General features: G+C 43.5%; 20 protein-coding genes. 19 read left to right on the top strand and 1 reads right to left on the bottom strand.

Translation table 11 applies throughout. The features are described 5' to 3' along the window. Window positions 1–7 precede the first annotated feature (7 nt). The 12 genes from LDO73_RS06625 (at window position 8) to LDO73_RS06570 (ending at window position 6,286) form a co-directional block, all read left to right on the top strand. Window positions 8–688 (top strand): AAA family ATPase, encoded by a 681-nt coding sequence (locus tag LDO73_RS06625; protein ID WP_224060722.1) that lies wholly within the window; start codon window positions 8–10, stop codon window positions 686–688. After that, complete coding sequence (locus LDO73_RS06620) at window positions 685–1,275, top strand: DUF669 domain-containing protein (protein WP_224060721.1); 591 nt, start codon at window positions 685–687, stop codon at window positions 1,273–1,275. The genes LDO73_RS06625 and LDO73_RS06620 overlap by 4 nt, the downstream gene beginning before the upstream one ends. A 54-nt stretch (window positions 1,276–1,329) precedes the next feature. Continuing rightward, window positions 1,330–1,881, top strand: a complete 552-nt coding sequence (locus LDO73_RS06615; protein ID WP_224060720.1) for a 3'-5' exonuclease — start codon at window positions 1,330–1,332, stop codon at window positions 1,879–1,881. A gap of 70 nt (window positions 1,882–1,951) precedes the next feature. Then, a complete protein-coding gene (locus tag LDO73_RS06610; RefSeq protein WP_224060719.1) occupies window positions 1,952–2,149 on the top strand; it encodes a hypothetical protein in 198 nt (65 codons plus the stop codon). Window positions 2,150–2,184: 35 nt separating this feature from the next. After that, a complete protein-coding gene (locus LDO73_RS06605; RefSeq protein WP_224060718.1) occupies window positions 2,185–2,472 on the top strand; it encodes a cyclic-phosphate processing receiver domain-containing protein in 288 nt (95 codons plus the stop codon). A 210-nt stretch (window positions 2,473–2,682) separates the two neighbouring features. After that, complete coding sequence (locus tag LDO73_RS06600) at window positions 2,683–2,934, top strand: hypothetical protein (protein WP_224060717.1); 252 nt, start codon at window positions 2,683–2,685, stop codon at window positions 2,932–2,934. Between the two features lie 339 nt (window positions 2,935–3,273). After that, on the top strand, window positions 3,274–3,504 hold the full coding sequence (locus LDO73_RS06595; protein WP_224060716.1) for a hypothetical protein: 231 nt from the start codon (window positions 3,274–3,276) through the stop codon (window positions 3,502–3,504). Next, the gene (locus tag LDO73_RS06590; RefSeq protein ID WP_224060715.1) at window positions 3,491–4,123 is read left to right on the top strand and encodes an MT-A70 family methyltransferase; all 633 of its coding nucleotides are present in this window, start codon (window positions 3,491–3,493) and stop codon (window positions 4,121–4,123) included. The genes LDO73_RS06595 and LDO73_RS06590 overlap by 14 nt, the downstream gene beginning before the upstream one ends. 7 nt (window positions 4,124–4,130) lie before the next feature. Next, window positions 4,131–4,325 carry a hypothetical protein gene (locus LDO73_RS06585; protein ID WP_224060714.1) on the top strand — a complete coding sequence of 65 codons (195 nt, stop codon included), beginning with the start codon at window positions 4,131–4,133 and terminating at the stop codon, window positions 4,323–4,325. A gap of 213 nt (window positions 4,326–4,538) precedes the next feature. Then, window positions 4,539–4,766, top strand: coding sequence for a hypothetical protein (locus LDO73_RS06580; RefSeq protein WP_224060713.1), 228 nt, complete (start codon window positions 4,539–4,541; stop codon window positions 4,764–4,766). Next, window positions 4,759–4,995: an excisionase family protein gene (gene xisR / locus LDO73_RS06575; protein WP_006659470.1), complete on the top strand. Its 237-nt coding sequence runs from the start codon at window positions 4,759–4,761 to the stop codon at window positions 4,993–4,995. Before LDO73_RS06580 ends, xisR begins: the two co-directional genes overlap by 8 nt. Window positions 4,996–5,002: 7 nt before the next feature. Next, a complete protein-coding gene (locus tag LDO73_RS06570; RefSeq protein WP_224060712.1) occupies window positions 5,003–6,286 on the top strand; it encodes a site-specific integrase in 1,284 nt (427 codons plus the stop codon). Between the two features lie 20 nt (window positions 6,287–6,306). Here the strand turns inward: LDO73_RS06570 and fliE are convergent, their stop codons facing one another. Further along, window positions 6,307–6,618: a flagellar hook-basal body complex protein FliE gene (fliE, locus tag LDO73_RS06565; protein WP_224060711.1), complete on the bottom strand. Its 312-nt coding sequence runs from the start codon at window positions 6,616–6,618 to the stop codon at window positions 6,307–6,309. Between the two features lie 250 nt (window positions 6,619–6,868). On the opposite strand from fliE, the gene fliF reads away from it, so the two are divergent. From fliF to fliL, 7 genes are all read left to right on the top strand, one after another. Further along, complete coding sequence (gene fliF / locus LDO73_RS06560) at window positions 6,869–8,560, top strand: flagellar basal-body MS-ring/collar protein FliF (protein WP_224060710.1); 1,692 nt, start codon at window positions 6,869–6,871, stop codon at window positions 8,558–8,560. Further along, complete coding sequence (gene fliG, locus LDO73_RS06555) at window positions 8,557–9,549, top strand: flagellar motor switch protein FliG (RefSeq protein ID WP_224060709.1); 993 nt, start codon at window positions 8,557–8,559, stop codon at window positions 9,547–9,549. Before fliF ends, fliG begins: the two co-directional genes overlap by 4 nt. After that, window positions 9,542–10,273 carry a flagellar assembly protein FliH gene (gene fliH, locus LDO73_RS06550; protein ID WP_224060708.1) on the top strand — a complete coding sequence of 244 codons (732 nt, stop codon included), beginning with the start codon at window positions 9,542–9,544 and terminating at the stop codon, window positions 10,271–10,273. Before fliG ends, fliH begins: the two co-directional genes overlap by 8 nt. Next, the gene (gene fliI, locus LDO73_RS06545) at window positions 10,270–11,634 is read left to right on the top strand and encodes a flagellar protein export ATPase FliI (protein WP_224060707.1); all 1,365 of its coding nucleotides are present in this window, start codon (window positions 10,270–10,272) and stop codon (window positions 11,632–11,634) included. The genes fliH and fliI overlap by 4 nt, the downstream gene beginning before the upstream one ends. Window positions 11,635–11,645: 11 nt before the next feature. Then, window positions 11,646–12,089, top strand: coding sequence for a flagellar export protein FliJ (fliJ, locus tag LDO73_RS06540; RefSeq protein WP_224060706.1), 444 nt, complete (start codon window positions 11,646–11,648; stop codon window positions 12,087–12,089). Next, entirely contained in the window at window positions 12,090–13,535 is a 1,446-nt protein-coding gene (locus LDO73_RS06535) for a flagellar hook-length control protein FliK (RefSeq protein ID WP_224060705.1), read from the top strand. 162 nt (window positions 13,536–13,697) lie between these two features. Continuing rightward, on the top strand, window positions 13,698–14,183 hold the full coding sequence (gene fliL / locus LDO73_RS06530) for a flagellar basal body-associated protein FliL (protein WP_224060704.1): 486 nt from the start codon (window positions 13,698–13,700) through the stop codon (window positions 14,181–14,183). Window positions 14,184–14,188 lie beyond the last annotated feature (5 nt).

The following is a 14,188-nucleotide window of genomic DNA, read 5'->3' as shown; positions in this document are numbered from 1 at the left end:
GGTAATTATGGGAACAGCAACGTTAATTATTGGTGAGTCTGGCACAGGGAAAAGTACCAGCCTACGCAATATAAAACCAAAAGAAACGCTATTAATTCAGACGGTAAGGAAGCCGTTGCCGTTTCGGTCGAAAGCATGGAAGCAGTGGAATAAGAGCGACCCAAATACATCAATATTTGTTTGTGATAGATGGGATGCAATAGCGTCATTCATCTCAAAAGCAGCCGAGTATGGCAAAAAAATAATAGTCATTGATGACTTTCAGTATTTGATGGCTAACGAATTCATGCGCCGTTCTGATGAAAAATCGTTTGATAAGTTCACAGAAATTGGCGCTCACACATGGAATGTGATTAACGCAGCCATCGGTAATACACCTGATGATGTGCGCGTTTACTTTTTAGCCCACACCGAAGAAACTCAGATGGGCAAAGTAAAAATGAAAACTATCGGCAGGATGCTAGATGAAAAAATAACCGTGGAAGGGATGTTTACTATCGTACTGAAAACACTAGTCAAGGATGGTCAGTATCTATTCTCAACACAGAATAGCGGTAACGACACGGTTAAATCACCAATGGGAATGTTCGAATCCCATGAAATTGAAAATAACTTAGAAGCCGTTGACGCTGCAATTTGCGAATACTACGGAATTGAAAAAACTAAAGAAATGGAGAAAGCAGCATGAATGAACGTGTAATTTTTACCTATAATCAAGAAGATGCATTGGCAGCAGGTCAAAGTGGATTTATTAACGAATCTGGCGCGTATGTGATTACTATCGCAGAAGCAAAGCTAGGGACATCAGAGTCTGGTGCTTGTTTTATGGAATTCTCTGGCGAAACTGATGATGGGCGTAAAATAAACTATCTTAGTGTTTACAGTACCAAAAAAGATGGGGAGCTAAATAAATTCGGGTGCAACATGATTAACGCAATCATGGGATGCGCTGGTGTTATACAGCTAACTGAGAAGATGATTTCTGTTAGCCACTTTATCACCCCTGAATTCACTGGTAAACGCGTTGGATTAGTGCTGCAAAAGACTCTTAAAACAAAGTCAAACGGCAGTGATACATACAGTTTTGATATTCGAATTCCGTTCTTTGCCGATACACGTCAAACGCTACAGGAAAAGGTTGACGGAACCGCGCCAGTAGCTATCGATAACATTCTTTCGACATTGAAAGACAAGGATGATCGCAAACAGCGAGGTCAATCAAGCCAAGGTTACGGATACCAGCAAACCACTAACGATAATGACGCGCCATTCTGATCAAAGCCCGTTAATTCGGGCTTACTATTTAAATTTTAAAGCAGAGTAAAATCCATGAATAACTTAATGCTAGACCTAGAAACAATGGGCAACACCCCTAACTCGCCAGTAATTTCAATTGGGGCTGTATTTTTCGACCCAAAAACTGGTGATTTAGGCGCAAGTACCGAAATTAATATTTCCCTAGAATCATCAATGCAATATGGCGCGATACCTGATGCGAGCACAATCATGTGGTGGATGAAGCAAAGTGATGATGCTCGCCTATCTGTTTCAGATGCAACTAAAACACTAGAAAGCCCACTTAGAGAGTTTCATTTATTCGTCAGTGAAAAAGTAAATGCAAATTACGTTAAGGTATGGGGGAATGGCGCATCTTTTGATTGTGTGATTCTGCGTAACTCATATCAATTGGCGGGCTTAACTCCACCTTGGCAGTGGTGGAATGACCGGGATGTTAGAACGGTTGTTGAGATGGGTAAAGTTATCGGAATGGATCCGAAGCGCGATATGCCATTTGATGGCGTTAGACATACGGCAGTAGCTGATGCAATTCATCAAGCTAAATATGTTTCAGCAATATATCAGGCGCTAACTACAAAATAACCACCTCTAACCCTTCCCTATGTGATTTAACCAAAGGATATATTTGCAAGGATGCAAACAGGAGATAGATATGAAATTAAATAGCCATATTGATATAGAATTTGAAGGTGAAGCAAAAGAAATAAGAATCGGAAGGTTTAGTGATGTTCTGGAAATAGGAGAGAACACAGGAAACCCTAACTTTGATTATATAAACATCCCAAACCAATATGCCAGACCATTAATTCGTGAACTGGTAAAGCTATATCCAGACTGGGATAAGGACTAATTTAACTCGCAGGGATGCAATGAAGAGGAATGAATATGAAAGTCTATCTCGACGACGAGCGCCAAACTCCAGATGGATTTGTTCGTGTTTACTGGCCTGATGAGGCAATTAAATTACTGGAAACTGGCGAGGTTGAGCTAATTAGCCTAGATCATGATTTAGGTGATGATGAGCGCGGCACAGGCTACGACGTTTTATTGTGGATAGAAGAACAGGTTTATTTAAACGGATTTAAAGCGCCTGAAATTATTGTTCATTCATCTAATTCATCAGCGCGGCATAAAATGGAATTAGCAATTGCAAATATTGAAAAGGTGGAGTGATGGATAAATCAAGGCAGCAATTTGAAGAGTGGCGCAGTAAGAATAAATCATCAACGATAAATCTATTCGATGTATGGCAAGCATCACGCGAGAGTTTGGAAGTTGAATTGCCGAAGGAGTAAAAAATATTAGATGCGTATGAAATAGGATTTAACAATGCTATCAATCGAGTTAAAGACGCATTAATCAGCAACGGAGTGGAAATAAAAAATGAATGAAGTGATATTGGAATTAGCTAACAAAATAAAATCTAGCGTCAAATCAAATCAAGGAAGTGCTAATACATGCATTCCAAATAACGAGTTATTGTCAATATGCAATGAAATAGAACGAATCAATAGTTTAAAACCTATTGGTTACATGTCAGTAACTGGCGTTGAAAATATTCATGATTGCGGCAGCTCTACCGTGCATGAAGAATCAGACGATAAACGAAATATTCCTGTCTACATTCAATATTAAATAACAATGCAAATAATCGGATATGTATTACTCATGCTAATACAGGGCTCTGCTGTGCCTGTATCTGAGCAAATATACACACAGCAAGAATGCGAGAGCCGTGCTATGCAAATAATGCAGGTGCGGGATGTTGAGATAGTTTGTGTGGAGGTGATGAGAGAATGGATAAATTAAGAGAGAGAATAATAGGAGTTCTTCAATGCAATCAGCTTACCACAGACGAGCTATATCACTTATGCAGCCCTGATTATTCAAGGAGTCAGGTTGGTTGTGTGATTGGTCACTTGGAAGCGGGTGGGATTATTAAGAAAAATACTTGTGAATATTGGGAGTTAATTAATGAATCAAGTTCAAGCAATGACGACGCTAGTTTTAATTGATGGTGTTACATATCAAATAGCCATGCCTAACAACATTGTCGCGCTACAGGCTAAGCAAGCATTAATGATGGCTACCGAATTCGATGGTCGATTGGTGAAATGTGACTTTGCAAATTTACAGCCAATGAAAGCCGAAGGTATGCCTTTTAATATTAATTATGGAAAGGATACTGAGAATGAAAAAGTATGACCTTATATTAGCCGATCCACCTTGGCAATATAATAATAAAGCATCAAACGGCGCAGCAACCAATCATTACAACACCACCGATATATATTCCCTCACTCGATTACCCATAGAAACTATAACCTCTGAAAACTCAGTACTGTGCATGTGGTACACGGGTAACTTTGCACTTGAAGCAATTAAACTATCAGAAGCATGGGGTTTTAAAGTTAAAACTATGCTTGGTTTTGTTTGGATTAAATTAAATAAATTGGCAATGGAAAGAATAACAAAGCAAATTCAAAACGGTGAGTTATTCGATGCCTACGATTACATGGATATTTTAAATAACGAAACGAAAATTAATGGCGGTAATTACACTAGAGCAAATGCGGAAATATGCTTGATCGCTGTTCGTGGTAATGGCTTGCCTCGCCAATCTGCCAGTGTTCGGCAAGTGATTTACTCGTGCCTTGGTGAGCACAGTGAAAAGCCAAAGGAAGTACATCACAGACTTGAGGAGCTATATGGAGACGTGCCACGCATCGAATTATTCGCTCGTGAGAAATTTGGTGATTGGGATGTGTTCGGGGACCAGGTAGAAAGCAATATTCAATTTAATAACGCACTGAAAATAGCATAGGTGAATTATGGATATTATCGACTCAGCAAACGAACTAGAACAATTACACATTCAAGCAGCATTATCAAATCGCCAGCCAGTAATTAAATCAATAAACGGAATGTGCATCTGGTGTGAAGAAATGCCAGCAGCACAAAATAGCGCATATTTCAGCAAAGATTGCGGAGATGATGATGAGCAATATAAGCGGAAGAATGGATGATAACATGGAAGAATTTAAATGCTGTGACTGCGGAAAATCATTCAGTGAAAATATTATTTCAATAAATGATGATGTGAATATCTGTTTTCCATGTGTTGCATTAATAAATAACAGAGTAAATGCATTTTCCAGATCTCATCAAAGACATTATAAAAATGAGCATGGCGTAGAAACAATGATTGCTTGTTATAAGCAATACAAGTTGAGTTGATAATGAATGAGCAGATATTAGAGAACGGACGCAGAAAGATAGCTCGTGAATGCCGTGACAAATTAAAGCAACTCAAGAAACTCAGCGATAAACAAAGCACCGCAATACTCAAATCATTTCTACCAACCTTTACCCTCACCCTAACCAAAGAACACTTAGCAAAATGCCCGGCTAATATGTGGCTGAATTACTACGTGCGAACGATAGATAAGGAGATTAATAATGGATAATGTTGTTCTTCTAAATCCGAGTAAGTGGGTTACTGAAGATGTGCTTATGATGATTACTGGCATGCGCTCAGGAACAATCAAATCTGCAAGGAAAAAGTCTTGGGCTGCTGGCAGAGAATATCTACACATTTCACCGGACGGAAGCCCTAAAGAAAATTCAGAATGCATGTACAATCATGAGGCGATCATAAACTGGATCGAGAAGCAAAGAAATTCACAACCTCAATAGGTGCATTATGAAAATAAAATACCCAACAGGTGTTGAAGTGCATGGTAAAAGCCTTCGTATATCATTTACATACAAAGGAAAGAGAGTGAGGGAAACTCTTGGAATACCTGATACACCCAAAAACAGAAAGTTAGCAGGTGAGCTAAGGACAGCCATCTGCTACAAAATAAAAACTGGCGCTTTTGATTACTCGGTTGAATTCCCTGAGTCAAAAAACATCAGCACATATAGCTCTGGAGATAGAGTGATAACCTATGGTGAATTGGCTAACAAATGGATAGGAATTAAAAGCGTTGAAATATCGTCAAGCACATTAAAAAAATACATCACTATTTTAAATGCAGTATCTAATTTTATTAATACAAAAAGAAACGTATCAACATTTAAAACTGAGGATATTTTATTAATACGAAATAATTTATTAACATCGCCAACTTTGGATAGAGGGCATAAAACAAACAAAATAGGTAGAACAGTTCCAACAGTAAATAATTATATTGGATTGCTTCGACATATTTTTAATTTTGCTTTTGATAATGGATATATAAACACAAATATATTCTCATCAATAAAGCCATTGAAAAAAGATAGACCAAAGCCAGACCCAATAACACAAAATGAGTTTCCTAGACTTCTGAGCGCCACTAACAATGAACAGTCAAGAAATATGTTAATTACATCTGTGTATACAGGATTGAGACCGGGTGAGCTTTGCTCGCTTGCTTGGGAAGATATAGATTTCACTGAGAAAACACTAACAGTAAGAAGGAATCTATCGATTGTAGGTGAATTTACATTTCCAAAAACTCAGGCAGGAACAGATAGGGTTATTTATATGCTTGACCCTGTTATTGAGTGCTTAAAATCTCAAATGGTCTTAACTAGAATGACCCAACCAGAGATTGTTAATGTATCAACAAGGGAATTCGGTAAATCAAGAGAGGATACGTGCACTTTTGTTTTTCAACCAAACATCGTTGCAGCTAATGGGTTGAAAACAAAATTCTACTCTCCGGGTGGATTTGGTCAAATATGGAACTATCTGGTAAGAAAGTCAGGAATTAGACACAGAAAAGCATATCAGACAAGGCACACATACGCATGCTGGATGCTATCGGCCGGAGCCAACCCTGCATTCATTGCAACGCAAATGGGACACGCATCATCAAAAATGGTTCATGATGTATATGGCGCATGGATGACAGAAAATGATGCTAGCCAAATTGATATTTTGAATAGAAATGCCCCATCACTGCCCCGTAAAGGTAATGATAAGGCAGTTAATTCATAATATTCAAATAGATAAACCAATCACACTGGCATTGACATAATTTCTTGATACGCCGCCACCAGCTTATTACGTACCTGAATACCCATTTGTAGGCTCAAGCTGGCTTTTTGCATATCAACCATCACATCATTTAATGCAACGTCAGGTTTACCGAGAGTGAAATCCTGTACTTTTTGTGCAGATTGCACACGGGTTTCATTGATTTGGTTCACGGATGCCACTAAATGATCGGCAAAACCTACCGGCTCTACAACGGGCTTGGCGTTATGTGCCGCTTGAGTTGCCACCACATTTAATTGGGAAACCACCCCTTCAATCGCTTGAATCGTCATTCTGTTCTCTTCAGTTAGTCGATAAGTTAAGCAAAAAATTGCCGTCACGAATTTTAGTTTGCCTACCCTACCACACCGTTTTTTACTTGAAGCCGATAAATAACACCAAAATTATAGGCTGATTCCGTCATTAGATTGCATCAAGACAATAAATAATAGCAGCGTAAAAAAATGAGGTTACGAAGAGGGAAATAAGATTGTTTCACCAAACGTATATTCATCCGTTTAGTTTGCATAGCAGGGAATATTTATGAGTACCGCATCTAAAGATACGGGGGAGGCCAAAAAAGGTTTTGCCTCACTGATCGAAAGCATCAAAGCCGACCCGAAAATACCATTAATTATTGCCGGTGCTGCTGCGATATCTATTATTGTCGCCCTGCTCCTCTGGTTCCGTAGCCCTGACTACCGTGTGCTACTGAGTAACCTGAGCGCAAAAGATGGTGGCGATATTGTCGGTCAATTGACCCAGATGAACGTCCCTTATCAAATCGCGGATAACGGCAGCGCTATTCTTGTGCCTGCTGATAAAGTCCATGAATTACGTTTGAAACTGGCGCAATCAGGCTTACCGAAAGGTGGCAATACCGGTTTTGAACTGCTTGATAAAGAACAATTTGGTATCAGCCAATTTAGCGAGCAAATCAACTATCAGCGCGCCCTTGAAGGCGAGCTATCTCGTACCATCGAATCCCTCAGCCCAGTTCAAAGCGCTCGAGTCCATTTGGCTATTCCTAAACCGACCTTATTTGTCCGTGAACAAAAACTGCCGACTGCCTCGGTCACTGTCGGTTTATTGCCGGGCAGAATGTTGGATGAAGGGCAAATTAGCGCTATCGTCCATATGGTTTCAAGCAGCGTGACAGGCTTAACCGCCGCCAACGTGATCATTGTCGACCAAACGGGTCGCCTGCTGACCAATAATGATAACAGCCAGCAATCTGCCAATAGTGCACAAATCAAAATGACCAAAGAGATGGAAGCCCATCTTAAAGAGCGCATTGAAGATATTCTGTCGCCATTAGTCGGTCGTGCCAATATTCATGCGCAAGTCACCGCTCAGATGGATTTCTCAAAAGTTGAGCAAACGTCTGAAGAGTACAAACCAAACCAAACACCCGATGCGGCTGCAGTACGTTCTCGCCAGAACAGCGAAAGCCTGCAAAACAGCAATGGTGGTCCAAGTGGCGTACCGGGCGCGTTATCTAACCAGCCAGTTAGCGCACCAAGCGCACCTATTGATGCTAATAAAGAAAGCACCGATGGGAAAACGGCCGGGAATACCCGTAATGGCACCCTCAATACCCAGCGTGATGAAACCACAAACTACGAAGTGGATCGCAAAATCAGTCATACACAGCGCCAAATTGGTGTCGTTGACCGACTGTCTGTTGCGGTGATCGTCAATTACCAATCCCAAGAAGGTGAGAAAGGCCCAGAAATGAAGCCGCTCCCACCGGAAATATTGCAACAAATTGATGCATTAACCCGTGAAGCGATGGGCTATTCCGCGCAGCGTGGCGACTCCATCAATATCACCAATTCCTTATTTACTGACGATACGCCAGTGGTTGAAGAGCCATCGTTATTGAATAACCCACAGGTGATTGGTCAAGCCTTAGATTACGGCAAAATCTTGCTAATTGCGTTGATTGCTTGGTTTATGTGGCGCTTCGGTATCAAGCCTCAGTGGGTGAAATACCGCAAAACACAACAAGCGCAAATTGATGCTGAAATGTCTATTGCGAATGCATCTCAAGTTAAAGCGCCGTTCGTGGTGGAAGAAGAAATTAGTGAAGATATGGACGAGAAAACCCGTCGCCGTCTTACTCGTCAACGTGTTAGTGCTGAAATTCAAAGCCAGCGTATTCGTGAAATGGCAGAGAAAGACCCACAAGTCGTCGCAATGGTTATCCGTCAGTGGTTAGGAAAATCCCAATGAGTTTAAGTGGAACAGAAAAAAGCGCCGTGATGTTGATGACACTCGGCGAGGATCAGGCGGCGGAAGTGTTTAAGCACCTGAATCCCAAAGAAGTTCAGCAATTGAGTATGGCAGTGTCCAACATGCGCCAAATCTCCAACAACGAACTGGCAGAAGTGCTCACCGAGTTTGAAGAGTCGGCAATTCAGTTTGCCGCCTTAAATATCAACACCAACGACTACCTGCGTTCGGTGTTGGTCAAAGCCCTTGGGGAAGAGCGTGCTGCCAGCCTGTTGGAAGATATTTTCGAGAAGCAAGAGACTACCTCAGGCATCGAAAGCCTCAACTACATGGAGCCACAAACGGTTGCCGATATTATTCGCGACGAACATCCTCAAATCATCGCCACGATTTTGGTTCACTTAAAACGCAACTTAGCGGCCGATGTTTTAGAACTGTTCGAAGAGCGTCAGCGTAACGACATTATGCTGCGTATCGCAACATTTGGTGGTGTTCAGCCTGCCGCATTAGCTGAACTGACCGAAGTTCTGAACAACCTGCTAGACGGTCAGAACCTCAAGCGCAGCAAAATGGGTGGCATAAGAACCGCGGCAGAAATTATCAACCTGATGAAAAATCAGCAAGAAGAAAGCGTTATCGATGCTATGCGTGATTACGATGGTGAGCTGGCTCAGCGCATTATCGACGAAATGTTCCTGTTCGAAAATCTTATCGAAGTGGACAACCGCAGCATTCAGCGCATTTTGCAAGACGTGTCTACCGACTCGCTGGTTATTGCCCTCAAAGGCAGCAACCAAGCACTGCGAGACCATTTCCTCAACAATATGGCAGCGCGTGCAGCCGAGATTGTTCGCGACGACCTGGAATCTCGAGCGCCAGTTCGTATGTCACAAGTGGAAACCGAGCAGAAGGCTATCCTGATGATCGTTCGCCGCTTAATGGAAAAAGGCGAAATAGCGATTGGTGGTGGAGACGACGTGTATGTCTAATACATCCAAAAATAATCAGCAGTGGCAGCCTTGGCAGTTACGGGAACTTAATCAATGGGATCTGAATTCATCGGCTATCCCGCCATTAGGTGAAGTTCCTGAGCCAAGCGTACCGAAAGTCCCCTGCTTAGAGCCAAAAGAAGTGCTCGAACAGATCAACTTGCTGGATAACATCAAAGAGGATGCCCAGAAAACGGGCTTCCAACAAGGCTTTGAAAAAGGTCAAAAAGAGGGTTATCAAGCCGGTTTTACGGAAGGTTTACGTTCCGGTGAGCAGCAAGGGAGCGAGCAAGCTCTCGCCCTTCAGCAACCCGTGATTGAAACATGGCAAAAACTGTTATCAGAATTTCACTACTCGCTGGATACCTTTGATACAGTCGTCACTACCAAATTGCTGCAAATCGCGCTAACCGCTGCGAAGCAAGTGTTAGGGCAATCTACCGTATGCGATGGTACCGCGCTGTTAGAAGAAATTAGCCGTTTGATGCAACAAAAACCAATATTTGCGAGCCAGCCTGAACTGCATGTGAATCCGAATCATGTGGCACTTATCGAGCAACATTTAGGCTCACTGTTAGACTTGAACGGCTGGCGTTTAGTCGCCGATCCAAGTCTGCATATGGGCGGTTGTCGCGTAGTCGCTGAAGATGGTGAAATTGATATGACGGTAGCTACTCGCTGGCAAGAATTATGCCGTCTGTATGCACCGGAGAGTTTGTCATGACTGCGAGACTCGGCCGTTGGATAGCGTCTCTTGATGGCTTAGAGTCACGCATGAAAGGCATTCCGATGGTACGCCGCTACGGACGTTTAACCAAAATTACCGGTCTCGTGATGGAAGCCGAAGGCATTAAAATGCCTTTAGGTGCCACCTGCTATATCGAACGCATTATTAATGGTGGCACTGACGAAGTTGTCTGCGAAGTGGTTGGCTTTAACGGGCCTCGCATGCTGTTGATGCCGCTCTCCGACCTCGAAGGTATTTCTCCTGGTGCACGCGTGTATGCGCAGACTTCAGGGGACGATGGGCAAACGAGTCGCCTGCTCCCACTCGGCAATGAATTACTTGGGCGCGTTCTAGATGCTCAAGGGACTCCGTTAGATGGCAAAGGACCGCTGGAAACCAAACAACGAGCGCCATTGATCACGCCCTCCATCAACCCGCTGGAACGTACCCCAATTCACGATATTTTAGATGTGGGCGTGCGAGCGATTAACTCACTGTTAACCGTAGGCCGTGGTCAACGTATGGGACTGTTTGCAGGTTCCGGCGTCGGTAAAAGTGTCTTACTTGGCATGATGGCACGTTTCACTCAGGCGGACATTATTGTCGTCGGGTTGATAGGTGAGCGTGGACGAGAAGTTAAAGACTTTATTGAAAATATCCTAGGTGCCGAAGGGTTACGCCGTGCCGTTGTTGTCGCTGCACCGGCGGATGTTTCGCCGTTACTACGGATGCAAGGTGCCTCTTACGCTACCCGCATCGCGGAATATTTCCGTGACCAAGGCAAAAGCGTATTGCTTATCATGGATTCACTCACTCGCTACAGTATGGCACAGCGTGAAATCGCACTTGCTGTCGGTGAACCCCCAGCGACCAAAGGCTATCCACCGTCAGTTTTTGCGAAATTACCGGCATTGGTTGAGCGTGCTGGTAACGGTAAAAACGGCGGCTCGATTACCGCCTTTTATACTGTATTGACCGAAGGGGATGACCAACAAGACCCGATTGCAGACTCCGCGCGCGCCATTTTAGATGGGCATATTGTTCTGTCGCGGTCATTGGCAGAATCTGGACACTACCCTGCCATTGATATTGAAGCGTCCATTAGCCGTGCAATGACGGAGCTCATCGCCAAAGAACACTATCGTAAGATCCAGCGCTTTAAACAGCTCACATCCAGCTATCAACGCAACCGTGATCTGATTAACGTCGGTGCTTACGCAATGGGTAGCGACCCAATGCTCGATACCGCAATTCAGTATTACCCAAGAATGTCGAAGTTTTTACAGCAAGATATTGATGAACGTTGTGATTATCAAACCGCTTGCGAACAACTGGCTCATGTTGTTCCCAATGAATAACGAGGAATGTGATGTCCAATAGTCATGCATTAGCGACCTTACTGAGCTTAGCAGAAGATGCCTCAGAGGAAGCGGCTAAAGTCCTTGCACAAGTGCGTCAAACCCACACGCAAATGGCCGATCAGCTGCATATGTTAGAGAACTATCAGTCGGAATATCGGCAGAAACTAAATCAAACGTTGCACACGGGCATGGACTCAGACAAATGGCAAAACTATCAGCAATTTCTTGTGACTTTAGAACTGACTATCGAACAACAGCAGCAACAATTAACGCTCTGGGAACAACGCGTCAGTGACGCTAATCGTCATTGGCAAGAAAAACAGCAACGCGTCAATGCGTTCGATACCTTGATCCAGCGAGCAGAGCACACTCAAAGCCAACGTCAAAATCGCTTAGAGCAGAAACAGATGGATGAATTTGCTCAACGCGCGACTTTACGGAGAACCCAATAAATGGACGTCAATGCAAACCTGTTGCCGGTCACCCCTGCCGCTAATACCGCAAAGGAGCAGCCGCGAGACAAGCAAATTGATGAAAACCAAGCGCCTGCCGTCCCCTTTCAGGCCGTACTTGAAAACCAACAATTGCCAGAAAAAAATAGCGATAACACTCCGACTCTCAATGGTAGTGCTAGCGAAACGCCTTTGAATCAACAGATCAGTGAGCAAAAACAATCCGATGCTGCCACTGCCGCCTCAGAGAAACCCACTGACGCGCCATTAACAACAGACAAAATCGCGACCACAGAAAATCAATTAGCTGAAAAACAGTCAGTTCAAAATCAGTTAGTTCAAAAACAACAAGCTGAAAATACCTTAGCGCAGCTGAATTTCCGTCGTGATCTTAATGCACAATCACCACTGCAAGCGGAGCTATTAACGGGTAAACAAGGCGAGGAACACGCCTTAATCAGCCAATTAAAACAAGCAATGGATTCGCGTATTCAAGCGGCAGCTAACCCGCAAGCCAGTGCGGAGAAACCTTCAGCAACTCCGTTCACTCAAACGCTGCAACAACTGACGGATGTCGCGCGTAACGTGACGCCGTTTGATGACAAGACCTTAGAGGGCGCACAATCCCAGCTTGCAGGGGAAGCCGATGAACCTACACTTGCTTTAATGGGCAAGAAAGAGGTTGGCGAGCGTCGTGATCAGGCTCTATTTGCGTTGGATAATCCACGCGCAATCCCAACGAAAGATCTGAATCAAGATGCAATATCGCTAGGTAAGAAAGCACCGAGCACAGAATCACTGTCACAAATCGCCAATGCGACAGCTGAAAATACTCAGAATCTGCAAAACAGCGCTAAAGGGGCTTTTAGTGTTCAAACTGAAAATGGCGCATTTAGCAATACAGCGACGCCTTCAGTAACACATGTGGCCGGTATTATGGCGACACCATCTGCCACACCAATGCCAACAGCAACACCTGCGGTGCCAACGCCAACCATGAACTTTGCTACGCCATTTGGTACTGAAGCTTGGCAGCAACAACTTAGCCAACAAATGCTGTTTTTCTCTCGCCAAGGGGTTTCTCAAGCACAAATTCGCTTACATCCTGAAGAGTTAGGTTCCCTAAATGTGCATTTGCGTATCGAAGATAATCAAGCCGTGATGCACTTTGTTTCTCCACATAGCCATGTTCGTGCTGCGATGGAAAGCATGATGCCGATCCTGCGCAGTGCGCTGCAGGAAAGTGGTATTCATTTGGCCCAAGGCTCAGTGGGGCAAGATAACTTTAGCGGTCAATCAAATGCTGATCAGCAATCTCGCCAACATGATGGGCAAATTCAACCAACCCATCCATCAATGGGCGCGGCTGGTATCAGTGAATCTCATGCCAGCGTGAGTGGGGTGAAATTGCCAACACATCAAGGTGGAATTAACACCTTTGCCTAAGAAATAATCTAATGGCGGTAATTTCAAGTCTAAAGCGTCGAGTTACCGCCTTTTTGTTTCGTTTTTCACTCCTTTAACTCTTCCCAATCTAGGGATAATGCTAGAGATCATAAAGTATAAAACTCCATATGGGTTTGGCATTTACAACAGGAATTTTGCAACATGTCGTCTTCACGCAATCAATCTAAACGTTCGAACAAAGGGTTAATTCTGCTGTTTGCCCTCATCGCCTTAGCCGGTGCAGGTTTTGGTGGTTACAGCTGGTGGACGACAAAACAAGAGGCGCAAAACACCGCGAATGGGGAAGAAAAACGCCCAAATATGCCTCAGCCTATTTTTATGGAGTTAGAACCGTTTACCGTTAACCTTCCTGGGTTAAATAATGCGGCGGATCGCGTGCTCTATATCCACATCACCTTACGTCTAGCGAATGAAAAATCGCGTAAGCAACTTCATGAATATCTGCCAGAAGTGCGTAGCCGCCTACTGTTATTACTGTCAGAACAGCAATCTAAAAACATGGGTACCCACGAGGGTAAGTTGCAGTTAATGAAAGATATTAAGGGGACTCTTACCCCTACCCTGATCCCGGGAGATACCGACCAGGATATTTCAGACGTGTTATTTACTACTTTTATTCTGCGGTAAGACCC

The organism is Providencia alcalifaciens (assembly GCF_915403165.1).
Classification (GTDB): domain Bacteria; phylum Pseudomonadota; class Gammaproteobacteria; order Enterobacterales; family Enterobacteriaceae; genus Providencia; species Providencia alcalifaciens_C.
Note: the sequence above shows the minus strand (reverse complement) of the source record. Positions and strands in the feature narration are given on the sequence as shown.